The 21,689-nt window shown below is 54.2% G+C and carries 23 protein-coding genes; 2 read left to right on the top strand and 21 right to left on the bottom strand.

Annotated elements, in window-relative coordinates; genetic code table 11:
* Positions 1 to 310 precede the first annotated feature (310 nt).
* A complete protein-coding gene (locus FO014_RS13805; protein WP_160029941.1) occupies positions 311 to 1,096 on the bottom strand; it encodes an NAD(P)H-dependent oxidoreductase in 786 nt (261 codons plus the stop codon).
* Between the two features lie 194 nt (positions 1,097 to 1,290).
* Here FO014_RS13805 and FO014_RS13800 point away from each other — a divergent pair, with 194 nt between their 5' ends.
* Together FO014_RS13800 and FO014_RS13795 are read left to right on the top strand one after the other, a co-directional pair.
* Positions 1,291 to 1,551 carry a winged helix-turn-helix transcriptional regulator gene (locus tag FO014_RS13800; protein ID WP_246167956.1) on the top strand — a complete coding sequence of 87 codons (261 nt, stop codon included), beginning with the start codon at positions 1,291 to 1,293 and terminating at the stop codon, positions 1,549 to 1,551.
* Between the two features lie 20 nt (positions 1,552 to 1,571).
* Entirely contained in the window at positions 1,572 to 2,582 is a 1,011-nt protein-coding gene (locus FO014_RS13795) for an IS110 family RNA-guided transposase (protein WP_160029939.1), read from the top strand.
* 262 nt (positions 2,583 to 2,844) lie between these two features.
* Here FO014_RS13795 and FO014_RS13790 read toward each other — a convergent pair whose 3' ends face one another.
* The 20 genes from FO014_RS13790 to FO014_RS13695 all read right to left on the bottom strand — a co-directional run bounded on the left by FO014_RS13790 (position 2,845) and on the right by FO014_RS13695 (position 21,559).
* Entirely contained in the window at positions 2,845 to 3,603 is a 759-nt protein-coding gene (locus tag FO014_RS13790) for a TIGR03747 family integrating conjugative element membrane protein (protein ID WP_160029938.1), read from the bottom strand.
* Complete coding sequence (gene traD / locus FO014_RS13785) at positions 3,587 to 5,698, bottom strand: type IV conjugative transfer system coupling protein TraD (RefSeq protein ID WP_160029937.1); 2,112 nt, start codon at positions 5,696 to 5,698, stop codon at positions 3,587 to 3,589. The genes FO014_RS13790 and traD overlap by 17 nt, the downstream gene beginning before the upstream one ends.
* Positions 5,691 to 6,266 carry a hypothetical protein gene (locus FO014_RS13780; protein ID WP_201282865.1) on the bottom strand — a complete coding sequence of 192 codons (576 nt, stop codon included), beginning with the start codon at positions 6,264 to 6,266 and terminating at the stop codon, positions 5,691 to 5,693. The genes traD and FO014_RS13780 overlap by 8 nt, the downstream gene beginning before the upstream one ends.
* Positions 6,250 to 6,876: a restriction endonuclease gene (locus FO014_RS13775; RefSeq protein WP_160029936.1), complete on the bottom strand. Its 627-nt coding sequence runs from the start codon at positions 6,874 to 6,876 to the stop codon at positions 6,250 to 6,252. The genes FO014_RS13780 and FO014_RS13775 overlap by 17 nt, the downstream gene beginning before the upstream one ends.
* A complete protein-coding gene (locus FO014_RS13770) occupies positions 6,873 to 7,388 on the bottom strand; it encodes an integrating conjugative element protein (protein WP_160029935.1) in 516 nt (171 codons plus the stop codon). The genes FO014_RS13775 and FO014_RS13770 overlap by 4 nt, the downstream gene beginning before the upstream one ends.
* Entirely contained in the window at positions 7,375 to 7,731 is a 357-nt protein-coding gene (locus FO014_RS13765) for a hypothetical protein (protein WP_160029934.1), read from the bottom strand. The genes FO014_RS13770 and FO014_RS13765 overlap by 14 nt, the downstream gene beginning before the upstream one ends.
* A 4-nt stretch (positions 7,732 to 7,735) precedes the next feature.
* Positions 7,736 to 8,413, bottom strand: coding sequence for a transglycosylase SLT domain-containing protein (locus tag FO014_RS13760; RefSeq protein WP_160029933.1), 678 nt, complete (start codon positions 8,411 to 8,413; stop codon positions 7,736 to 7,738).
* A complete protein-coding gene (locus tag FO014_RS13755; RefSeq protein ID WP_160029932.1) occupies positions 8,392 to 9,102 on the bottom strand; it encodes a TIGR03759 family integrating conjugative element protein in 711 nt (236 codons plus the stop codon). Before FO014_RS13755 ends, FO014_RS13760 begins: the two co-directional genes overlap by 22 nt.
* 10 nt (positions 9,103 to 9,112) lie before the next feature.
* Positions 9,113 to 9,868 carry a hypothetical protein gene (locus FO014_RS13750; RefSeq protein WP_160029931.1) on the bottom strand — a complete coding sequence of 252 codons (756 nt, stop codon included), beginning with the start codon at positions 9,866 to 9,868 and terminating at the stop codon, positions 9,113 to 9,115.
* Positions 9,865 to 10,500, bottom strand: coding sequence for a PFGI-1 class ICE element type IV pilus protein PilL2 (pilL2, locus tag FO014_RS13745; RefSeq protein ID WP_160029930.1), 636 nt, complete (start codon positions 10,498 to 10,500; stop codon positions 9,865 to 9,867). Before pilL2 ends, FO014_RS13750 begins: the two co-directional genes overlap by 4 nt.
* A gap of 265 nt (positions 10,501 to 10,765) precedes the next feature.
* A complete protein-coding gene (locus FO014_RS13740; protein WP_160029929.1) occupies positions 10,766 to 11,788 on the bottom strand; it encodes a DEAD/DEAH box helicase in 1,023 nt (340 codons plus the stop codon).
* Positions 11,773 to 13,332, bottom strand: coding sequence for an ATP-dependent nuclease (locus FO014_RS13735; protein ID WP_160031413.1), 1,560 nt, complete (start codon positions 13,330 to 13,332; stop codon positions 11,773 to 11,775). The genes FO014_RS13740 and FO014_RS13735 overlap by 16 nt, the downstream gene beginning before the upstream one ends.
* A gap of 385 nt (positions 13,333 to 13,717) precedes the next feature.
* Positions 13,718 to 14,221 carry a single-stranded DNA-binding protein gene (locus FO014_RS13730; protein WP_160029928.1) on the bottom strand — a complete coding sequence of 168 codons (504 nt, stop codon included), beginning with the start codon at positions 14,219 to 14,221 and terminating at the stop codon, positions 13,718 to 13,720.
* Positions 14,222 to 14,283: 62 nt separating this feature from the next.
* Entirely contained in the window at positions 14,284 to 14,760 is a 477-nt protein-coding gene (locus FO014_RS13725; protein ID WP_111736420.1) for an STY4534 family ICE replication protein, read from the bottom strand.
* Between the two features lie 679 nt (positions 14,761 to 15,439).
* Positions 15,440 to 17,479 (bottom strand): DNA topoisomerase III, encoded by a 2,040-nt coding sequence (locus FO014_RS13720; protein WP_160029927.1) that lies wholly within the window; start codon positions 17,477 to 17,479, stop codon positions 15,440 to 15,442.
* A gap of 13 nt (positions 17,480 to 17,492) precedes the next feature.
* Positions 17,493 to 17,987, bottom strand: coding sequence for a hypothetical protein (locus FO014_RS13715; RefSeq protein ID WP_425500812.1), 495 nt, complete (start codon positions 17,985 to 17,987; stop codon positions 17,493 to 17,495).
* 77 nt (positions 17,988 to 18,064) lie between these two features.
* Complete coding sequence (locus FO014_RS13710) at positions 18,065 to 18,778, bottom strand: PFL_4669 family integrating conjugative element protein (protein ID WP_160029925.1); 714 nt, start codon at positions 18,776 to 18,778, stop codon at positions 18,065 to 18,067.
* A 476-nt stretch (positions 18,779 to 19,254) separates the two neighbouring features.
* On the bottom strand, positions 19,255 to 20,532 hold the full coding sequence (locus tag FO014_RS13705) for an STY4528 family pathogenicity island replication protein (protein WP_160029924.1): 1,278 nt from the start codon (positions 20,530 to 20,532) through the stop codon (positions 19,255 to 19,257).
* A 137-nt stretch (positions 20,533 to 20,669) separates the two neighbouring features.
* Complete coding sequence (locus tag FO014_RS13700; protein WP_160029923.1) at positions 20,670 to 20,933, bottom strand: ParE family toxin-like protein; 264 nt, start codon at positions 20,931 to 20,933, stop codon at positions 20,670 to 20,672.
* Positions 20,930 to 21,559 (bottom strand): DUF2857 domain-containing protein, encoded by a 630-nt coding sequence (locus tag FO014_RS13695; protein ID WP_160029922.1) that lies wholly within the window; start codon positions 21,557 to 21,559, stop codon positions 20,930 to 20,932. The genes FO014_RS13700 and FO014_RS13695 overlap by 4 nt, the downstream gene beginning before the upstream one ends.
* Positions 21,560 to 21,689: the final 130 nt, after the last annotated feature.

Here is a 21,689-nt window from a genome sequence, read left to right as displayed (position 1 = left end):
TGCCTAATCATAGGCGTTCCTTATTGGGTTTTACCTAATGCCAGTCATTTACAACCGACACCCCTTCCAGTCACAGACAGAACGAACTGGCAGTACCATCGTACAACAGGTGGAAAGGGGGCCGAAATTCACGGGGGAATGCTGGCTGACGCGCCGCGCCGCGGCTTATCTGCTGACGGCGACGCACAAAAGCAAGTTTTGCACGCCGCCGTCCAGCTCGATGTGGAATCAGAGGTAATGAAATGAGCGCCTCCCTTCTCTTCAGGTGAGGCGGTAGCGTGACGCAGGCACACCATGGACAGTTAACCTTTCAGATTGGGTCAGCTTTCCAGTTCCCGGGATTGTGCCGCACAAACGGACTGTACTCCGGTGAATGGGGTTTTAATGTTTTGTCCTCATTGAAATCCTCTTCTTTATTGAAAGGAATAATGGGCCAGTCATTGATATTGATAAGCCTGCTTTCAAAATCTTTGACTTTTTGATCGAGAAATTGCTGCTGTTTTTCTTTGGCTAATCCATCCAGGCCGCCGCGTACGCCATGGATGAGGTAAGGTTCCAGCATGCTGTAACCTATATAATGCAGTGCATGTATGGACGGCCATAGCAGAAACCGCATATCGCCATGGCGTCCGTTATGGCCACAGGCATTAGCAGGTGCACCGGCCGTTACTGTAAGCAAAGCCCGTTTACCTTTCATGATGCCATTTTCGTGTCGATGTTTACTGTCGTATATTCCGCCATACACAAATACCCGATCCATCCAGCCTTTCAGGATCGCTGGCATACCAAACCACCAGAAAGGAAAATGCAGCAGCAGTAGATCAGCACTTTTTAATAACTCAATGTGCCTGACAACATCATCAGGCAGATTATGCATTTCCCAGTGATGCCGCTGCTCCAGCAGGGCATCAAACCTCTGAGGGTCCTGCCTGTCAGGGTAAAAATTCTGTCCCTCACAGGGTTCGAAATTTTCACTGTATAAATTAACTGTCTGAACCAGTGAGCCCTGTTTTTCAAATACACGGGCGGCTCTGGATGCCAAGAATAAGTTAAATGAATCCGCCTCAGGATGCGCAGAGATAATCAGTACCTTCATGAAGATTCTCCCTAATGACTTTTCACAGTTATAATGTTTTCTTTTAGTTTTGCATTCAATTACGCACTTTGAGGTAACCACTCATGGCATATCCGGGAAACGTTTACTCATTAAAATGTTCAGCGCGCGATGCTCTTGCGCTTATTTCGGGGAAATGGGTAATGCTTATCCTTCCTGCACTTGCAGAGGGGCCTATGCGTAACGGCGAACTGATGAGAAAAATTGAAGGCATCTCCCAAAAGGTTCTGACCCAGACTCTGCGGCAGCTCGAAAGACATGGACTGGTGTCCAGAATTGACCATGAAGAGAAACCAGCCTGCGTGGAATACAGCCTGACAAGTGTGGCTGACTCACTCGTCAGCACACTCGCCGCTCTTGACCACTGGGCAGAGATCAATTTTCCTGAACTTGACGCTGCTAGGGTCAGATACGATGAGGAAAACGGCAGTATTTAATCAAGCACAAGGAGTCTGAAATGAAACTCATGCCGGTCGGTGTCGACATTGCCAAAAACGTGATGCAGGTTCACTTCGTAAATACAGATACAGGCGAAATTTTCAACAAGGCCCTGAAACGTGACAAATTTCTTGAATTTTTCACTAATCGTTCCCCCTGCCTAATCGGTATGGAGGCCTGCGGGGGAGCACATCACTGGGCAAGAGAGCTAACCCGTCTGGGTCATATGGTTAAACTTATGCCGGGTGAGTTCGTCAAGGCCTTCAATATCCGCAACAAAAATGATATTGCTGACGCGCAGGCTATCTGGCGGGCGGTGCAACAACCTGGTAAAGCGGTGGCGATAAAAACCGAGCAGCAACAGGCCATGCTGGCGCTGCACCGGATACGCTCACAGCTGATGAAGTTCCGGCTGATGCAGACCAATGCCTTGCACGGTTTACTCGCGGAATACGGTGAAGTGATGCGTAAAGGACGTGCCAGCCTCGTCAGAAACGTCCCCGAGATACTTGCCCGCCTGTCCGGACGGTTACCGGCTGTGCTCATAGACAGTCTGCGCGAACAGCTGGGTGAAGTGGAACGAACTGACACCCGTATTATGGACATCGAAAGACGCATACGCGAACTGAGCAAAAACGATCCCGACGTAAAAGCCATAAGCGAAATCCCCGGCGTGGGGCTACTGACCGCCACCGCCGCGGTTGCCTCAATGGGTGATGCAGACGCCTTCCGTTCAGGCCGGGAGTTTGCTTCCTGGGTGGGGCTCGTTCCGAGACAGACCGGAACGGGCGGGAAGATCCAGTTGCTGGGGATTAGTAAGCGAGGCGACAAGTACCTGCGAAAACTGCTGGTCAACGGCGCTCACAGCGTCATACAGAATGCCCGTGAGCCGGGTCCCTGGGTCACAGACTTGCTGAAGCGGCGTCCGATAAACGTCGCCTCCGTAGCGCTGGCCAACAAAATGGCGCGAATCATATGGGCTGTGCTGGCGCACAGCAGGCCCTATCGGAAGGAAGCTGCTCATAACTGAGTACTTTCATTACGAAATCACAGTGTATAAGCAGAATGTCAACAGGTTGCACAGGCAGTGTATGTAATGACAGAACAGGTCAGACCGGGACTCACTAAACCTGAAAGAAGTACCGAACTCCGGGTTCGCAGAGATAATTGAGGCGTGGGTCAGCGGATTTCATTAGGGTCAGCAGCCGCTTTCGCAGCTGCATAAAGACCGGATATATAGCCGCAATCGTCCTGTCAGTCATGAAGTACAAAGCCTGGCAAACGGGAGGCGCTCATATATATTTCTTGAAAGAAGCCGTCGTCACTGTCACCGCGATACCCAGCAAAATCGCTGCCGGCAACAGCAGCAGATTCGGGTATACCGCCGTTGGCCAGGACAGGTACAGCATGCAAGGGATGTACACCGCCGGCTTGACCAGTCTTTTGGCATGGTGGTAGACAAAGCTGGACTCGTAACCGGCACCATACCGCCGAATATCACGCCGCCCCAGCCCCTCGGTCAGTGCGACCAGCACCACCAGGATAAACAGCGGAATGGACAGCACCAGGATGGTCACACGCACCAGGGTAATCACCGTCACATACACCGTGGCCATCAAGTATTCCTTGAGCGTACCGGCCAACCAACCACTCCAGCTGTTCAGCTCTCTGGCGATGGCATTCTGGCTATGCGTCTGCGTCTCATAGGCCTGCTGTATCCAGCTCAAAAAGCCGCTGTCCACAAACGCCCACTGATAGGCCACCAAAATCCAATGGGTCACCGTGACCGACGGCTCAGACAGCAGCAGGCTGCGGGTAAACTCCGAGGACAGATAGCCCAGCTCGGTATTCATCACCGCTTCACTGTGCGATGCACCCAGCTCCGGCCAGAAGAACGCCATCCCTACCCATTCAATCACCAGGCTCACGAACAGGGACGCGAAAAACATCCCTATCAGCATCCAGGGCCAGCCCCACAGCAGGTTATAAAGCAGGCCATGTTTCCGGGGTTCTGCCGCCTGCCGCGGCTGCGTATTATCCGCCTGCGCCATTGCGTCCTCCCTGGGTGACCACATCCGGCATCACCTGACTTGCTGACCACCAGGACTCACTGGTGCGGTAGTTACGCTGCATCTCCTCGGCGATCTTCTGCAGGTTCGCCGGCATCATGGCATCATCACCATCGCCGCTCGGCAGCGGCATGCGGATTTTCCACAGCTGGCCGCCTTCCAGCAGCGCGAACGCCTGTCCTTTTGGCAGGTTAATCACGTCCGCCTCTTTCAGCAGCGGGACTTTGACGGTACCGACACGATCCTGGGTACTGGACGTGAAGTCCTGTCCCTTCTCAACGTCTGCCGTGTCAGCATGTCCGGACACCAGGGTTTTGGTGTAGACATCCACTTCCGGCAGCTGTGAGGTCAGCAGCTGCGCGGTGCGGTTCTCGCGCACCCGCAACATGACAAGCGTATTGAAGTTACCCGTGACCTGAGCCGCTTTGGCGGTACTTCCGATGCGCGCCTCGATGTCGGATTCGGTTTGCGTGTAGGCCGTCACCTGCATGCCGGCACCACCACCCTTGTTGATCAGCGGAATGAACTCATCCCCCATCAGCTCGTTGAACTCGTCACAGTGCAGGTTGATCGGCAGTTTGCCGTCAGCCCGGGTCGGCAACCCGCCGTGCATACCGTGCTTGTAGATATGGCCGGCAACCGAGACCAGGTCGGCGAACATGCTATTGCCGACGGCAGAAGCAACCACACCATCTGACAACGCATCCAGACCGATATAGACAACGCCCCGCTTACGAATGACCTGCTCCCAGTCAAACACCGGTCGCGGGTCACTCATGTCCATGTAATCTGGCGCCAGTAACTCCGCCGTCTTGCCGGTGGTCAGTTTTTCCAGCAACGGCAGCAGGGAGGCGACGATTTTGTCGAAATAGGTGCGGTCATAGCGAACCGCACTGCGCAGACCATCCAGGATAGGGTCGTACAGCTGCTTGCCGGCTTCCGAGCTCAGAGCCATTTCAACCGCGAAAATTTTGACCGCGTTCGGCTGCCCCTGCATATTGCGCGGCACATCCTCTTCCGTCAGCACCGACAGGTTATTGTCGATTTGCTGCTGCAGCGCCGGCATCCGCTCTTCAATGACCTTTTTCGCATAGGTCTCATACAGCTCGCTGATGTTGTTCACATAGCGGGTAATGAGGGTGTAATCAGGACGCTGCCCCAATGCCACCAGGGCGCGGGCCACGATGTTCACAAAGCGCCAGGCAAACTCACGAAACGCGGCACTGTTGCCCTCGCCGCTCAGTTGCCCGGAGATACGTCCCGCCACTTCGGAGACGCGCTCGAAGCGGCCGACGGCGTTATATCTCGCTGAGATATCCGGCCAGCCCAGGTGGAAAATATACAGTTCATCCCCGCGGCCGGCGCGGTGCGCCTCGGCCCATACCCGGCGCAGCAGGTCAGCATCGCCTTTAGGGTCAAACACGATGGTGATATCACCGCGGCGAATATCCTGGGTGATCAGCAGCTCTGCCAGACGTGTCTTGCCGACACGGGTAGTACCCAATACCAGGCTGTGGCCAACACGTTCGCCTAAAGCCATCGAAACATCGAGCTCGTCGGGTTCGATGCCGTGGATGGCCGGATTGCCGCCCACCGGCGGCAGCGGCCGTACCGGATTAAGCGGGGAATCCTTGCGCAGCAGCTGCGACAGCCAGGGCATGCTGTACTCGGTCTGCAGCTCAAGACGGCGCGCCATCTGGTAAGCCCTGGAGGGCTGGACATATTTTTCCACTTCCGGCCGGCGCGTATCCATCAGTCGCTGGGTATGTTTTTGCTGCCAACGGAACCCTTTACCCAGGAACAGCCGTTGCCGGCTGACCGGGATTTCGGCGCTGGTCATGACAAACCGCGGTAGCCGGCGCAGGTTACGGCGATAGCGGATCACCTGCATGCCCTGACGGGCGCGTATGGCAGACAACACCGCAAAACTGCCGGCGGTGACATAACTCACCTCGGGCGCCAGCGCCACCGACCAGGGCGCGACAGCACAGACCACAGCGGCGGCCCCTGATACAATCGCCGTATTGAGCTCTACCGCCGGGCGCAGCAACGCCTCCATCACATGCCGGTTACTCATTGCGACCGTCCTTGTTATTCCCGGTCACTCCGCCATCACGTGGTGGAGAGCGGCGACATTCATCAGCATTGGCTTCACCGAGGTAGGTCACAGCACGATACTCACCTCTTGCATTGATACTTCCGTAAACAACGTTCAGATTCATCTGGCGACGGCGGTACAGCAAATAAAACAGTTCAACCAACATGCCAAGGCCGATAAGCACACTCCCGATCCAGAGAATGATGCGCCGCTCTTGCCTGGCGACGTCAGCAAACGTCTTCGGATGAGGTTTACAGTCCCGTTTTATTACCGGTGCCGCCGCCGGACCTGTGGAGATATCCCATACAGGATCATCTGGGTGCAGGCACGTGCGCACCATCACCATCCCGGCCGGGGCTGCACGGTAATCCTGCGCAGTGTCCGCCATGCGAGAGGCTGCTTTTTGCGCGCCGTTATCACAGAGTGTTGCGATGAAAAAAATGAGGCCAAAAATCGCCAGAACCACACCGGGCCAGACCAACAAGAGTCTGAATGCCGAGGATAGAAGGCTGGTGATCACAACAACATAATTAGAACGATTCGACATTGGGGGTACTCCGTTTGGTTACCGTACTTTCCGGCAAAAAAGACAGCCATTCCGCTTTGCCGGCAAGCAGCGCCAGCAATTTCTGGCCACTAACCAGATGAACGTGGGGATGGTTCTGTAGCAAAGCCCGGCTCAATTGGCCGGTACGGCCGGTATGAATGAAAAAACCCTGACAGTGGTGATGCCGCAACAACGCGCCAAAACTCTTGATATGGGACGGTGTAATAGCCCGTCCGTAACGCTTGGCCTGGATGAGGTATTTTTGGTCGCCGATGATAACCTGACCGTCCAGGCCACCATCACCGCTGTAGGAGGTATTGCGGATAACCGCATACCCCTGACGCTCGAACGCCAGGAGCAGCAGCTCTTCAAAAACGTAGGGATTGATTTTGCGTAGGTACATCAAGCGCTGGCCATCGCCACCCAACTGCGGCAGTCGCTGCAGAACGCGGGCGGCCGTTGCACGGTAACGCCGGTGGCGCCGTGCGGAGGCCGACTCACGGCCACGCAGGTTGAGCGTGGCCATCACCACAATAAACAGCCCCGTCAACAGGACGGCAAGCACCGGATTCGCCATCAGCGCGATACCGACATGCTGCGGGGACATCATGGCGTGACCTGCTGGGACAACCCGGTATCCGTGATGAGTACCGGGTAATTAGACAACTGTAGTCGGCGCGCCAGTTCACTGCCAGAGGCCGGCGCCATCGGTACACCAGGAACCAGCGCCTGCAGCGACTGCAAAGCAGGCAGATTGCTGACGTTCACAACCAGGCCTGCAGCATGGCGCGACTTGAGCCCGTCTGCATTTGCCTGCAGCCAGCTGCGGCTGGCATCGTCATCACCCACAATAAACAGGGCGCCAATCCCCGGTAACTGCAGAGGTCTGTCAGCCACATCGCCGGGCGAAAGTTCCGGCGTAGACACGGGCAACATAGTGGCCTGAACGTCGACAACACCGGGTTGGACGGAGGGTGATGCCGGCGTCTCGCCCTGGGCATTAATGCCTTCAAAATAGGGGGAAGCGTCCTCGCCGCCAACATCGGCAATCACGTTAAGATTCGCCAGCGCCGTGGAGGTCACCAGGCACAAACCGAACAGCAGAAAGTTAACGTTCTTCATAATGCCCCCCTTCCCGTTCAACATTAGCCCCATTGCGAAGGTCATCAGCAAATGACAACGCTTCTTCGCTCGCAGTAGCCCAGTGCCGCTGTGCTTCGTAATCGAGATGAGTGCTGTCGCCAGACCAGGACTTGAATGCTGCTGACAACTTTTCTACACCTCTGATTTCCGCCTCCTTAATGAGTTGCGGTGCTTTTTCCAGTTCAGTTAGCAGCGTTGCTATAACCTCAGGATTAGCCACATGCAGCCAGCCCACAGTAACTTTGCTGCCTTTGGACTGTTGCCAGGTTGCCAGCGCGGCCGGCAGATGCTCTTTCAGGTCTTCCAGTTGCTTATTGGTCATCAGCTTATTGACTCCTCGGCTCAACCCACGTCAGCGCTGCAGTCTGCGTCGCTACCGGCGTCGGGTCAGGGGTATGACGGGAAACCACTGGCGTCGCCTGGGTACCGCTGCTATTGAGGCGCGCCAGCTTGGTTCTCACGATGGATTTATAACGCGCGGCGGGGGCGCCGCCGGCAGGGTGGTGATAACAACCAGCCGCCGCCAGCCAACTTCCGGGCTTGCGGTTGTAGCACTCTCGCAGGATGGCCGCCGCGGCGTTCAGGTTGGTATAGGGTTCGAAGGCTTCCCAGGTCGAGGTAAAATGATGGCCGTTCCAGCCCAGGTTGACCTGGGCGATACCGACATCGATGCGCTTGCGCGGGTATTTCTTCAGGAAGCCCTGCAGCGCCTCCCAGGCCTGCAGTCGGGTGGCATAACGGTAACCTTTGCCGGCCACGTTGATGGTCCACGGCCACGGACGCTCAACATCCGGTGCAGGGCCGGCGCCGCGGGTCACCGAAATAATGCCTTTCGGTGACATCGAGGTCTCAGTCAAGGCTACCGAGTAGAGCGACTCCGGCGGCACACCGTGACGCATCGCCACCTCACGATAACCCTGCGGCACATCCTGCGCTGCAGCAGCATGCGCAAACAAAAACGTGGCCTGCAGCAGGCCTACGGTCAAAACGCGGCGATAGTCCATCCGTCTTTCCCCTGTTGCAGGACAACGGGCATCAGACCGTTGCCGAATTTCATCCAGCGGCCGCCATCGTGATTGAGCGTGATTTGACGAGCACGGACCTTGTCAGCCGGGATGTGATGCGCCTTCGCCCAGCTACGCAGCACGTCGTCATCCCCTTTGCTGTCGACCAGGTAAATGTCGACCGGACGGTTGTCAGCCAGCACCGCAGCCAGACGCGCATCGCACTGGCCGCAGTCCTTGCCTTTCACGAACAGCGCCAGACGGCCACCGCTGTCATGCGCGATACCGGCCGCATTTCCCATGTTGACCGGCAGCACACCCAGGCGCTGCCAGGCTGCATCCACCTCACGCTGAAACTTCAGCTCTTTCTCCGTGCGGACAAATTCCTGCTTCACCCACTGCTCCGCGTACTTCTTGCGTTCGGCATCGCTTTTGGCCTCGATGCCGAGCGCCGTCAGCGGATCAAGCCCCGGGGACTGTGTCCCGCGCGGCCCTTCCATCAGTTGCTCGTAACGCTGGTACTCCTGACCACTCAGTCCCCACTGCTTACCCTGTTCAGCCATCTTGTTGGCCTGGCTTTGCTGCAGCTGGCTCAGGGTAGACTGGCTGTTCTCGATGGCTGTCTGCTGCGCCGCCTGTGATAACGGGCTCAGTAGCACCAGGGCGAACAGGCTGTATGTCAATTTCATCAGATGCTCCTTATTGCGCGCTGACGGTCTGCAGGCGACCATTGACACGGAACGTCGCCTGACCGTGGCCGGCACTGACCAACGTCCACCCGGCAACGGACTCGCCTTCCCCAATCAGCCGAACCTGCGACAGGTCACTGAATCCCTGCGGCGCCACGGCCGCAAAGGCCGCTGTCCCACGCTGCTCCACCCCGGTCAGCACGAATGGCGCTTTACGCGCCACACGGCGTACCGCTTTACGCGGGGAAGATTTAATCGGCGTAGGTTTGTGCTTTGGGGTGATTTTTGCCGTTGCCGAGGGTGCGGCCAGGACGGAAACAGAAGGTTTGCCGGCAGGGGCCGTTTTTTCTGCCGGCGCCGTTGCCGCTGACTTTTTCAGCGCCTCAAGGCTGTCTTTGAGTGCATTGAGTTCAACCTGCTGCGCCTGCAGCTGCTGCTCAAGCTTTTCGGGCAGACTGTTAGTGGTCCGGAGTCCCGTCATCTCGTCGTTGAGTGTGTTCAGACGTACTGTCAGGGCTTTAAGCTGTTTGGCATGCGCCTGTACCACATCCGCCATCGAGGTCATGTCATCCTGAGGGGCCAGCGCTTTTTGCGCCGTCTCCAGCTGGGCAATACGCTGGTCAACGTGTTTGACGGCGCCGACACCAACCATGCCGATAATCAGAACCACCACCACCCCGCCCGTCACCAGCCAAAAGGTCTTGCTACGCAGCAATCCTTTTTTGGCCGGCGTCATCGGGATCATTTCTTCGTTATGCTCGGTCATTTTTTCAGCCATCCTCCGGTTGAAGACACAGGTTTAATCGCCGGCGGCACCATCGTGCCTGCAGGTGCTGTGGTCGGCGCAGCGTGATAGACACGTGGCGTTGGCGACGGTGGCAGCTGAGAGGCCGGCAACTGGTAACCGTCCCGCAGGCTGTGGCAGACAACGCGCTGCACATCGTCAACTTCAAGCTGCCATGCCGGCCCCGCCAGGACCTGCAGCGCGGTGCGCAGACGCATTGGCCCCAGCTGGTACTGCACCGCCGGCAGTGCCTGGCGATACAACACGCCGTTGGCCGGGCCAGTCGCGCACAGGGTGTAACCGGACTGGCGCAGTGAGTAACTCAGCGCATCGGCCACCGTCGGTTTGACGGAGGCAGGAATACGGATATCGATGATTTGAGAAAGCGGGTCACGCTGGACAGCGGCCGGATCGGTGCTGACCAGCAGATAGCGGTCATAGCGCACGACTTCCGGTGCCTGGCCGTATGCATCCGGGGTAACCGGCTGGACATTGCGGGAGACGGTGACAGGCGGCGTGACCAGTGACGCATCACGCTGCTGCAAGGGTTGTTGCGTGGTGCAGCCCGTCAGGATGACGGCTGCCAGGGCAGAGACTACAAGTGTTTTTTTCATCCGGGAGGTTCCTGTACAGTGACTAAACAGGTGCCACTGTGCGGTTACCGCCCCTCCCTCTCAATTAACAACTCTTTATTGAAAATAAAAAAAATGCAGACCCGAAGGTCTGCATCACTGTTTCATAACACCAGCATTCATCATCGTTCTGTCAGGTCTATCTTTGCAGTCACATCAATGCCGCGTTCGATAACAAAAAGGTTAACAAACCGGATACAGCAAAGTTGACCGCTAGTCAGAACACAAAAATTATGGCAATCCGTGCTCAACGTCTGAACTGACGTAAATTAGCTTCTTCGACAAAATAGATATTACCCCGTGCGCGGGAGCATGCAACATACAACCTATTACGGGAAGATGGAGGCAGGTCCTTCAGGGTTTGTTGTCCCAGTTTGCGCCAATGATCGGCACCAAAGACAATACAAACGTCCTGCAAGTGATCCAGCCCTTTACTTGCTCCCCAATTCATCGAGTAGCAACCGTATCGATAGTGTTCTCGATAAAAGAGTTTTATCACAGAATCATCTGCATGTAGGGCGGCAACACGTTCAGCATCGTTTACCATTTCTATACTAGTACTGTGCGTTCCGTGAGCAGTAATATGAATATTCAATTGCCCCGTAATGAACTCGCAAACGGTCGGAGAGCAGCGCCATGTTCTACTGAGTGTTTCGCTATCGACCGTCATACCTGAAGCCCTAAAGCGGCCTTCATATTGGTCAATAGATTTATGAAGTGTCGCATTGATATTACCATCCCGGCTGGTATCAAAAGTATGCTGGTAAAAATCCCCCACAAAAAGCACAGACAAATCAGCTCTAGACAGCCCCAACAGAAAATTAAAATCGTGCCCGGCAAAATCCTGAACTTCATCGACAAATAACTCATCGTAATAACGCACAAGACGCTCACAGATGGCCGATAACAACCCTCTTTCAGTCAGGAGATGTGCAAGGCGTCGGTGATACAGTCGCCCTCCTCGATCTTGGTAATGTTGCCGGTTGGTTCGTGGTATCCTTAGAGGTGGCTGAACAAAACTCAACCCACGCGTGGTCAGTCGATCCTGTAAAAAAGGACGGCAGCAAAACGCGTATAAAAATTCAAACCAGGTCATTATGCGGATACCTTCCGGTATAAAACCAAACCGGCTGATGATACTGGAACGAAGGTGTTCCTCATTATTGACCGTGTACGTCAGGATCAGCGTGCGGCTGGTTTCCCTGAGACTGTTTTTGAGAAGTGTCGTTTTGCCTGAACCTGCGACGGCAAAAATCACCCTCTTATCCATGTTAGTGCCTCCTGGATATAACCTGGTACGTTCATTATCTTGTCATGCTGTAACAGTCTGAATGCCGCCTCAGCTTTGTTAGCTAGCATATACTCCTGAACCGTCAACCTACGGCGCTCTTGGCCAAAGAGTTCCTCGCAGAGATCACGATTATCCTGATAAAGGCTTATTTCAAATGTGGACCGAGTATCGTCCGGATCGGCGAAGACTTGAATGTTCTCGCTGAGGAGATCCGCATAACGTTCAGCACAGTTCTGCTGATATTTCCCATCGTTATCCCTCAGTGCAGCGACCCGAGTACCCAATAGTCTGGCCAATTCCAAATACCGGCGGAAGCTCGTCCCACCGATAGCAATAATATGCACATCATCATCCTCAGGTTTCCTAGCGTGCAAAAGATGATAGAAGTATTCGATTAGGATGAATTCAGCGTCACCTTCAACCAGTAACACGCGTTTTGACAATGAAAATTCCAGCACATTATTATCAGGTGCCTTGATAAAGAAGGCAGCTGTATCAGCAGAAAGATCGTTGAGCAGTACCTTCCCGGCCTCTCCGAGAAGGATGGCTTTACGTAGATCGAGACGGGAAGAAATATGACTGCTGTGTGTGGCAATGAATAGCTGAGTCTGGCGATCTGTTGCAAGTTGACTTACAAGCTTCTTCATACTCAGGTGGCTCATATGGTTTTCAGGTTCTTCAAGGAGTAGCACATCGAGTTCTCCCTGTTGCTGATGTCGCCTCAGGGCAAATTCTGTCTTGATGAAACATTGCCGGCCCTTACCTCGATTGCGTATCGAAATACCTTCTTCTGTAATATCCAAATTCGCCTCCAGACCCGATTTTGTACCAGCTCGAATGCCGAACCGATACAGCTCCAGAGCATCATTGACTACAGAGAGCTGCTGTTCGCAAAAGTGATTTTTCTGCTGTCGGTAACTGTTTTCCAAGCGATAACGCTCAGACACGGGGACATTCACATTGTAAACTGCTCGCGTATATTCTTGAGCGGCATGCTCACTGTCGATTCGTGCACTATCGAGCAGCAAATGACGCAGATAGCGCCTGAACCCTGCATAATGGCCGCCAGAGAAAGTGGTAAACTTTACGGAATAGTATTCGAAAGGAAAGATTGACGGATTATGTTGAAGCACCTGACTGATATCCTGCCCATATTCATCGATCATTGGGGCAATACGCATCCTCAGTCCGTCCGCGTCAATATCCGCGAGGTTCTGGCGGCCATTCAAATCTGGATTAGTACCAGCACTGAGAAATACGTCAACTGTGAGCACGGGAAGCTGCTCAATGCGACGCTCTCCAGCCAAAAAACCATCAACCGCTGACTGTGACAATAGGGTTTCCACCCCCAAAGTTTCCACTCGATACCTGCTATCGCTGAGTACCAGATCTAAAGCAAGTAAAATACTGCTCTTCCCCGATTCATTATCTCCTATAAGAACATTTCGATCCGCACAAAAGCTCAGATCTAGAGCCGAAAATTTTTTGAAATTTTGCAGCATCAGCCGCGTGATCACAGGCATCATTTCATCCTTTTCTTTCAAGGGAACTGGGTCGATTCGTTTGATTAGTACAACACCATACGGTCTGACGACAGCATTTTTCCTACCCTATTAGGTTAAAATTCATCTTTCTGATTCCGTTGACATTAATAACATTTTTGGCGTTGATACTGCATCATGAAATGTGGACATACACTACTCGGCTACACTGCCGTAAGATAAAAGTTAATGACAGAGCAGGAACTACGCGTTTAGAGCATTTGTTTCGGTATAACATACCACCCAGCTTCGACGTAACTGATAACCCAAAAGCTCCCAGTCAGACTCCTCCACTCCCAAAAACAAAGAAAGCCCCGATTAACGGGGCTTACAGGTTAAAAATTGACAAAAAGGTCTATAGTATTTTTTAGAACGGTATGTCAGTGTCAAAGTCCATCGGTGGTTCATTCCCGCCGGACTGAGCCTGTGTTTGAGGCTGTTTAGGCGGCGTGCCGCTGTGGGTTGGCTGTTGAGGCTTGCCCCAGCTGTTCTGGCTGCGTTGGCCAGAGGCATTATCCGGAGAACGGCCGCCCAGCATTTGCATCGACCCACCGACATTGACCGCCACTTCAGTGGTGTAACGGTCAACACCGTCCGAATCGGTCCACCTGCGTGTCCGCAGTTGACCCTCGATATAGACCTGCGAACCTTTACGCAAGTATTCACCGGCTATTTCAGCGAGTTTCCCGAACAACACAACACGGTGCCACTCGGTCTTCTCTTTCTGTTCACCGGATTGTTTATCACGCCAGCTTTCGGAGGTTGCGAGTGACAACGTAGCCACTGCGCCACCGGAAGGCATGTAACGGATTTCTGGATCCTGGCCCAGATAACCGACAAGAATCACTTTGTTTACGCCGCGAGACGCCATAATCGAATCCTCATAAATGGGAAAGGGAAAAACGCCCCGGGAAGGGGCGTGAGAAGGCGTTATCAGAAGGAGTTTTCAGCGTAGCTTGGCTGCGCAGAACCCTGCTGAGGCGGCTGAGAGTAGGATTTTTCAGCCTGGTACACCTTTTCCTGGCCGATTTTGATCCAATCGATACGAATCAGGCGTGCTTTCAGGCTGACACGCTGTTCACCGGCATGTTCGCCGCTGTTGAGCGTGAAGATGTCCGTTTTGGGATTGCTGAGCACAAAACCAATCAGAACTTTTTTGTCTTCGTCACAGGCTTTCTGGCAACGATTAATCAGGCTGCTTGCTTCTTTGCCTGCAACGGTACAATCGAAACGCGTATAGCTGGCGTTATCGGTAGGACCGGACAGTGCATTAACAACACAGCTGATAAAAGTGCCATTAGGACCATTAACCTGGCGAACATTACTGAGATACCCCATACCATTGATGGTCAGGTTGAAGTATTCAGTGTTTTTAGTGGCATTTTGTTGAGTTTGAGCTGGGGTAGACATGATGTTTTCTCCATGGAGTGTAGATTCGGTGACGGAGAAATACACCTTCCCTGACGGGAAAAGTGTTTCCCGTCGGGAGTCTGCAAAGTCGTACGTCAGTGCAGACTGTCTGAATTGTGAAATGGACCTTCATCACCGTTCAGTGATCCCTGTTCTCAAAGGTTAAACAGGGTTACCGCCACTGGGGCTTCCTCTTTCAGGCTACGAGGCTATTTGCAGTCACCCGAAGGCGTTTCTCACAGACCGCTGAAACTTTGGTTGGCACTCACCCGAAGGCGCTTCTCACAGAGTGCTGAAGCATTGGCTGGTTGTCCGAAGACAACAAATAATCCTGTTCATTTTTAATGCAAGTTAAGTGAGTGTCAACCGTAATGATCATTTTTGCGAGCCAGAAAATAAAAACGGCGTTGATCCGAAAATCAACGCCGCGGGGTCAGTACCTTAACCTGATGAATATTCTGTCTAACTCCGGGGAGAACCTAGTGTCCCGGCGCGTTTTTCACGGAGTTGCTTGCGCCTTGTCAGTCAACCTGAGTGTGGGGGTCACTGACCGAACTGAAGCAGAAAAAAACCATGGAAGAATTTTTCCACCACCGCAGTTACGGGGTACCTGTGCATTCTGCATAAGAAAGCCAGCTAACCTTAGCAAAACTTTCCGGGATTAACATCAGACAATCTCTTACTCTGATCTGGTTGTTTTATTTTTAGCCGCCGATTTTCCCTTATAACGCTTACCCTTACCGCCACTTTTGGCATCGATGTTGATGATCCCCTGACAGGTCGGGTAGTTGCTGCAGCCCCAGAATGCACCGCCCCCCTTCTTACCGGTGCGCCGGCGCATGGTACCGCTGCATAATGGGCAGGGAGGAGATGGCGGCGCAGTGAATTTAACCGCTTGTGTCTTTCCTTTGTCGACCAGATGTGTCGCCCACTGTGCCTGACGGTCCATGAATGTGTAGAGCGTCATTTTTCCCTGGGCGATTTCATCCAGCGCCTGCTCCCAAAGCGCGGTCATGCCCGGGTTCGTCAGTGCTGTCGGCAAGGCATCAATCAGCTCGCCGGCGATCGGCGTCGACAGCAAAAATTTCCCCTTCTTCTCCAGATAACCCCGTTTAAACAACGTTTCCAGGATACCGGCCCGGGTCGCTTCTGTCCCCAATCCTGCATTCTCCTTGAGCACTTTCTTCAACTGCGGATCGCTGACAAACGCCGCTGCGTTCTTCATTGCCGCTATCAGCGTGCCATCAGTAAAATGACTCGGCGGCTTGGTCTGCAGCGTTTTAAGTTCAGCGCTGGCAACAGTGCAAGGCTGTCCTTTTTCCAGGGCTGGCAAGCGTGCCTCCGCCGAATCGTCCTGTTTCTCCTTATCGTCACGCTCCTCCCGCTGAAACAGTGCTTTCCAGCCGGCAATCACTTCTACCTTGCCTCGCGTGCGGAACAGCTGGCCACCGACATTAAACGTCGCTTCCGTGACATCGAGCTCATGCAGCGGCAGGAACTGCGCCAGGTAGTGCTGGTGTATCAGTTGATAGACCTTCAGTTCATCAGCTGACAGCTTGCTCAGGTCGAATGCCTGCTTAGTGGGGATAATGCCGTGGTGCGCCGTGATTTTTTTGTCATTCCAGATACGGGAGACAAAACCGGTATCCAGCGAGGCAATCACCGCGCTTTGTATAGGGTCCGTCCGGGTAATGGCATTAAGCACATCCGGGATTTCAGCCTGCATTGATGTTGGCAGGTAGCCGCAGTCTGTCCGCGGATAAGTTGTCGCCTTATGGGTTTCGTACAGTGACTGGGCGATGCTCAATACCTGATTAGCGCCCATCCCCCATTTACGTGAGCAGGCCTGCTGCAGTGAACCGAGATCAAACGCCAGTGGCGCTGACTCCTTCTTGCGCTCGGTACCGACATCCAGCACCACCGCCTGCCCGGTTTGCTGACAGAGCTGCACCACCGCCTGGGCAACGTTCTGGTGAATACAGCGCTTTTCTTCGTCACAGTAATTGGCCGCCGGCACCCAGCTGGCCGGGAAACTGATGCCGTCCTTTTGCAGTGTGGCCTGAACCTGCCAGTAGGGCTTTGAGACGAAATTAGCGATTTCACGGTCGCGGTTGACGACCAGCGCCAGCGCCGGCGTCTGAACGCGGCCGATAGACAAGACCTCGCCATAACCCTGTTCCCGCGCCTTCAGCGTATAAAGCCGGGTCAGGTTCATGCCGGTCATCCAGTCCGCGCGCGCGCGGGCTAAACCGGCTTCATAAAGCGGAGCTGTCTTGCTGCCCGGCAGCTTGTTGGCCAGGGCCTGGCGAATGCTGGTTTCATCCAGCGCCGAAAGCCAGAGCCGCTCAACCGGGCCGGTAAACTTACAATATTCCAGCAGCTCGCGCGCTATCACCTCCCCTTCCCGATCGGCGTCCGTCGCGATCACGACCGAATCAACCTGTTTGAGCAGACCACGGATAACGGCAAACTGGTCAGCGGTATCTTTCTTAACCACCATTTTCCACTGCGTTGGGACAATAGGCAGCACCGACTCACGCCAGGGACTGCCATACTGTTCACCATAGGTTTCAGGTTGAGCTTGCTCCAGCAGGTGTCCGATAGCCCAGGTAACAATCACACCTGCCCCGGTCAGGTAACCCTGCTTGCGTTGGTTGGCGCCCAGAACGGCGCCAATGTCTTTTCCCTGGGACGGTTTTTCACACAGGTAAAGTTGCATCGGATCGCCTCCGTCAGCGCTGGCCTTTGGCAACCTGCTGCACCTGGGTCATCAGGCGGCGCAGATAGGCGTCGGTCAAGTGGGTGCTGTCCGGTGAGCTGTAGGTGACCTTCAGGCGACTGCCGGCACCGGACTTCTCGACTTCCAGCATCAGGCGATCGTTATCCTTCCACTCCTGGCCCATCTTGTAGTAACTGCCCTTTTCTGCAGCCCATTCCGGCCGTGCCTCGTCAATAGAGCCGGCGCTCCAGTCGCCGTACTGATCGCGCTGACGGAGACTTTCAAGCTCGTCAGTGGTGATAAACTGATAGTGGCTTTTCAATCGAGCAGCCGCAGTATCAACATCCACCGGAAGCTTGTAGGTATGCTGAACATCCTTGCGAGGACCGGTAGCACCGGCCTTGGTCATCCAAGGCATTCCACCGGGATCAGAACTCGTCCCCGAACCACTGGCAATAGAATGTGCAGCATCGCTGATCTTCTGATTCCACTCAGTCACATCTGACATCGAACACCCTGACAGCAGAAAACTTCCGAACAGGCAGACGGCAACCGTGGAGCGTAAGGACTTCAAGCTGTCATTACTCATGCTGGATCTCCTTTAGCCGGACGAAGTGCAGGAGAAAAAGCAGAGCGTTTGGCCCCGCTCATGATGTCAGCATCAGGCTGCCCCAGGCGTTTTACAGCATCAATGCCGGCAGGGGTTTGCAGTCGAATATCATCACGCGTCGCTGCGACCGAACGGTATTGTTGAACAACACCATAAACCTGGCGAACCCAGTGCCCGCCCTGGCTCAGTAAATCATCACGTTTTTGACGGGAGATCAGCCCATAATGCCAGGCCTGGAAGGCTTTCATCGCCAGTTGGTCAAACCCAACAAGCAGCCAAACGCAACGATAACCCAGTGGCGTTCGGCTAAAAACACCGATGTTCAGAGGAGAAACCGACGCAACCTCTGACATTGATACCTGTCCAGGCAAGCTGGACAAGGTTTTTTCCAGGTCGGCAACGGCCGATTGCAGCCGTCCGGTACCGCGCTCGATCGCCTCTTCAAGTAACAGCATGGCATGGTCGGCGTAAGGGTTATCATCGTTTGAATCGGCATTGATTTTGCCGGCTCGCGCAATCACCTGCGGCATACCGACGATTTGGGGTTTATTGGCTTCTTTATCTCGCTGGCGCCCTTCCCACAGCAGGATGGCATATTGGGTGTGTAACTGTACCGTCAGCGTGGACTTGAGGGCCCCAGCCCTTGACTGCGCGGGCTTGCGCTGTGCACTTTCGGTCGTGTCTGCCATTTGTGGCTCCTTCTCCTGTTGAGGATATATCTGGAATGTCTGGCTTGAGATAGTCCCGGCAGCACCTTATTCCAGCAATCCAAAACTCTTTTTGTTTCGTAAACAGAAATCTGAACTGTGCAGATTTCAACTTTGCCGGCACTGCCAGCACTACACGCCTTCAAATCGCGATCCAAGATGTGATTCGCTCTCCACTCCTGGCTCAGGTCATAACTGTCTACTTTTTAACCCTGCTGGCACTGCCAGCACTACACACCTTCAAATCGCGCTCCAAAATATGATTCGCTCTCCGCTCCTGGCTCGGGTCATAACTGTCTACTTTTTAACCCTGCTGGCACTGCCAGCACCAAAACCTTCAAATCACGCTCCAATGTGAAATTCACTTTCCGCTCCTGGCTCGGGCCATGACTGTTTAGTTTTTAGCCTTGCTGGCACTGCCAGCACCAAAGCCTTCAAATCACGCTCCGATGTGAAGTTCACTTTCCGTTCCTGGCTCGGGCCATCCCCTGCCGTAGCTTCGCCACCAGGGCACTGACATGTTCGCGTGTTGCGACTTGGCCAGGCGCTTTTCGGGACGTTTCTGCAGGGCGCTGCGGGCGTACAGGCTCCGTTTTTACCGGCTTTGAGGCCGTTGTGGTGGCAAACAGAGCCCCGTTACGGGCACGTTTCATCATGCTGAACAGCCAGCCGGTTGGGTTACTCACCTCACCTCGAGCCAATGCGGCACTCAAATTCTCCAGTACCTGACGGGCAACGTCTTCGGGTAAAGCCTGCAACTGGGCATGGATTTGCTGCTGGTCAGCCTCAGGTATGCGTTGCTGCAATGCCTCAGGCAGTCGCGGAACGTACGTTTTTTTATTCACACTTTGTGTGAAAGAACGTACGTTACAGTTCGGTTTCGCAGACTTACTGTAACCTGTTGATTTTAGACTTAGTTCGGAGTCCGAACTCTGTATTTTCTTACCTCGTGTTTCACCCAGTTCGGATACCGAACTCGGCTTAAATTGACTGAGTTCGGTTTCCGAACCGGGGTATTTTTCACTGGGTTCGGTTACCGAACTGCCGGCATTTTCTTCACGCAATGTCATCTGCGCGGCCATCTCTTGAGGGGTTTGAGGAGCGCCCAGACGCTGCGCCATCACATTCAGTTGCGAGTGATAATGACGCATCGTCGGGTCGTTTCGGATGTCGGACAACACTGACCAGGCCGTCTGACTGACAGCCCGATTCTTGTGCTGGCAGGCTGCCGCAACCGTATCAAGCCAGGTCGGATCAAGACTTTCAGCATCACAGGCTGAGAGCGGCTCATCATGCTGAGAATAAATGTTCCCGCGTATCTGCCCTTTACTGTCACGCACGCGGCGACACAGGCTCAACCAGCCCGTCAGTCGCAACATCAATAAAACCCGGCTGACCGTTTCACGCGATGCCTTTCCCTTGAACGGTGACGCTAACTGCAACTGCAGTTCGTCGTAGGTCGGGAACATGGCTCCCTGGTTTTGTTGGTTCTGCTGGGCATAGAGGCGGATCATCATCCACGCCACTTTATCCAGTGGAGATAGGCGCGTGTCGAGCATCAACCGGCGCGGTACCGCATCGTGGACATTACCGGTGAACAGCAGGCCACTACGCAGATTTGTTAAATCGGCAGAGCCTGCCTGGTTTTCGTCGCATATTCGCTCAGCCAGCCGGGCATTCATCTGCTCAATCGTATAAGTGATCAGGCTGTCATCGGGTCTTTTGCTTATGCTCATCGAATTTGCGCATCCTTATCCTTTCGCCCACGCCCGATAAGCGTGGCCACAATCATTTGTCGTGCAGCTGTGCTACACATCGCCTAACGGCACTCAGGCCTGTGCCCGCCAGGCAGGCAGGCACAGGGTGAATGTCATCATTTCCATAATTCATTGTTGTAGCGTTCGTGGGTCAGCAGCTCCCAATCAACACCACTGTTTCTGCTAAGCAAACGCCAACTGTCACTAATATTGATCTTCATCCAGGCACGGCTACTGCGGTGCTTACCCTTTACATGCAGTGCCTTGTAATTCCTTTCCCCCTGGCGAAAACGTCTCACCTGTTCCCGCGCTTTTTTCTGACAAGCAGGAGGGGCGGAACGCGGGGCATATAGCCCCGGCATCAACACTAACGGCTTCATGCTGACCTCCTTACAAGCTCCTCCCCGACACCTGCTTTGTTACGTACGGCCTGGATCGCTTTACGGACCGTGCGAGTCTGTGCACCATCAAAACTGCGCACCGCGTGCCAGACCGCTGTTAACGACACATCCATCTGCTCGGCCGCGAGCATCATGACGTCCAGGCCGTCAGCGCTGGACGGATCATCGATGTCCGCCTTCTGCCACTGGCGCCACAGTGATGCATTGTCCTCATCACTGAGCGTCGAACACCGTCCCTGGCGGATTTGGATCCCCGTCATACGCCGGCGTGCAGAGACCTCGACACTGGACAGGCCGAAAAAGTGCTGCATCATCTCGATAGAACCGCCCAGCGCCAGTGCACGGTCGATACGTTGCATCCGTTGCTGTTCTCGACGGGCCTGTTGCAGCATCAAGGCGAAATTCTCGTGATGGATCTGGAACGTGAGCACCGAGACGGAGCTGTTCAGCAAGTAATACAGATCATCGACGGTCAGACCGTTCAGCATCTGCATTTCCTCTGGCGTGAGTCCGAGAGACTCACAGCGGCGGATATAGCCGGATTTGAGCTCCATGACGAGCTGCGTGAGCAGGCTGTTTGTTGCCTGTGACAAGCTGTTACTCATTAGTAGTACCCCCTGGTGAACAAATTAATAAGAGCCGCGACCAACACAAAAATCGCCGCCAGAAAAAACAATATAAGAGGCCGAAAAAATAAAAGAGGCTGCAAAAAAAAGTTGTCTTTGTCCTTGATAA

Origin of the sequence: Serratia rhizosphaerae, from assembly GCF_009817885.1 — a bacterium.
Taxonomy (GTDB): domain Bacteria; phylum Pseudomonadota; class Gammaproteobacteria; order Enterobacterales; family Enterobacteriaceae; genus Serratia_B; species Serratia_B rhizosphaerae.
This window is presented reverse-complemented; position numbering and strand designations above follow the sequence as displayed.

Excerpts from the sequence above, each read along its gene's own strand:
- FO014_RS13805 (WP_160029941.1), bottom strand. The coding sequence starts at position 1,096 with ATGAAGGTACTGATTATCTCTGCGCATCCTGAGGCGGATTCATTTAAC.
- FO014_RS13800 (WP_246167956.1), top strand. The coding sequence starts at position 1,291 with ATGCGTAACGGCGAACTGATGAGAAAAATTGAAGGCATCTCCCAAAAG.
- FO014_RS13795 (WP_160029939.1), top strand. The coding sequence starts at position 1,572 with ATGAAACTCATGCCGGTCGGTGTCGACATTGCCAAAAACGTGATGCAG.
- FO014_RS13790 (WP_160029938.1), bottom strand. The coding sequence starts at position 3,603 with ATGGCGCAGGCGGATAATACGCAGCCGCGGCAGGCGGCAGAACCCCGG.
- traD (WP_160029937.1), bottom strand. The coding sequence starts at position 5,698 with ATGAGTAACCGGCATGTGATGGAGGCGTTGCTGCGCCCGGCGGTAGAG.
- FO014_RS13780 (WP_201282865.1), bottom strand. The coding sequence starts at position 6,266 with ATGTCGAATCGTTCTAATTATGTTGTTGTGATCACCAGCCTTCTATCC.
- FO014_RS13775 (WP_160029936.1), bottom strand. The coding sequence starts at position 6,876 with ATGATGTCCCCGCAGCATGTCGGTATCGCGCTGATGGCGAATCCGGTG.
- FO014_RS13770 (WP_160029935.1), bottom strand. The coding sequence starts at position 7,388 with ATGAAGAACGTTAACTTTCTGCTGTTCGGTTTGTGCCTGGTGACCTCC.
- FO014_RS13765 (WP_160029934.1), bottom strand. The coding sequence starts at position 7,731 with ATGACCAATAAGCAACTGGAAGACCTGAAAGAGCATCTGCCGGCCGCG.
- FO014_RS13760 (WP_160029933.1), bottom strand. The coding sequence starts at position 8,413 with ATGGACTATCGCCGCGTTTTGACCGTAGGCCTGCTGCAGGCCACGTTT.
- FO014_RS13755 (WP_160029932.1), bottom strand. The coding sequence starts at position 9,102 with ATGAAATTGACATACAGCCTGTTCGCCCTGGTGCTACTGAGCCCGTTA.
- FO014_RS13750 (WP_160029931.1), bottom strand. The coding sequence starts at position 9,868 with ATGACCGAGCATAACGAAGAAATGATCCCGATGACGCCGGCCAAAAAA.
- pilL2 (WP_160029930.1), bottom strand. The coding sequence starts at position 10,500 with ATGAAAAAAACACTTGTAGTCTCTGCCCTGGCAGCCGTCATCCTGACG.
- FO014_RS13740 (WP_160029929.1), bottom strand. The coding sequence starts at position 11,788 with ATGGATAAGAGGGTGATTTTTGCCGTCGCAGGTTCAGGCAAAACGACA.
- FO014_RS13735 (WP_160031413.1), bottom strand. The coding sequence starts at position 13,332 with ATGCCTGTGATCACGCGGCTGATGCTGCAAAATTTCAAAAAATTTTCG.
- FO014_RS13730 (WP_160029928.1), bottom strand. The coding sequence starts at position 14,221 with ATGGCGTCTCGCGGCGTAAACAAAGTGATTCTTGTCGGTTATCTGGGC.
- FO014_RS13725 (WP_111736420.1), bottom strand. The coding sequence starts at position 14,760 with ATGTCTACCCCAGCTCAAACTCAACAAAATGCCACTAAAAACACTGAA.
- FO014_RS13720 (WP_160029927.1), bottom strand. The coding sequence starts at position 17,479 with ATGCAACTTTACCTGTGTGAAAAACCGTCCCAGGGAAAAGACATTGGC.
- FO014_RS13715 (WP_425500812.1), bottom strand. The coding sequence starts at position 17,987 with ATGTCAGATGTGACTGAGTGGAATCAGAAGATCAGCGATGCTGCACAT.
- FO014_RS13710 (WP_160029925.1), bottom strand. The coding sequence starts at position 18,778 with ATGGCAGACACGACCGAAAGTGCACAGCGCAAGCCCGCGCAGTCAAGG.
- FO014_RS13705 (WP_160029924.1), bottom strand. The coding sequence starts at position 20,532 with ATGAGCATAAGCAAAAGACCCGATGACAGCCTGATCACTTATACGATT.
- FO014_RS13700 (WP_160029923.1), bottom strand. The coding sequence starts at position 20,933 with ATGAAGCCGTTAGTGTTGATGCCGGGGCTATATGCCCCGCGTTCCGCC.
- FO014_RS13695 (WP_160029922.1), bottom strand. The coding sequence starts at position 21,559 with ATGAGTAACAGCTTGTCACAGGCAACAAACAGCCTGCTCACGCAGCTC.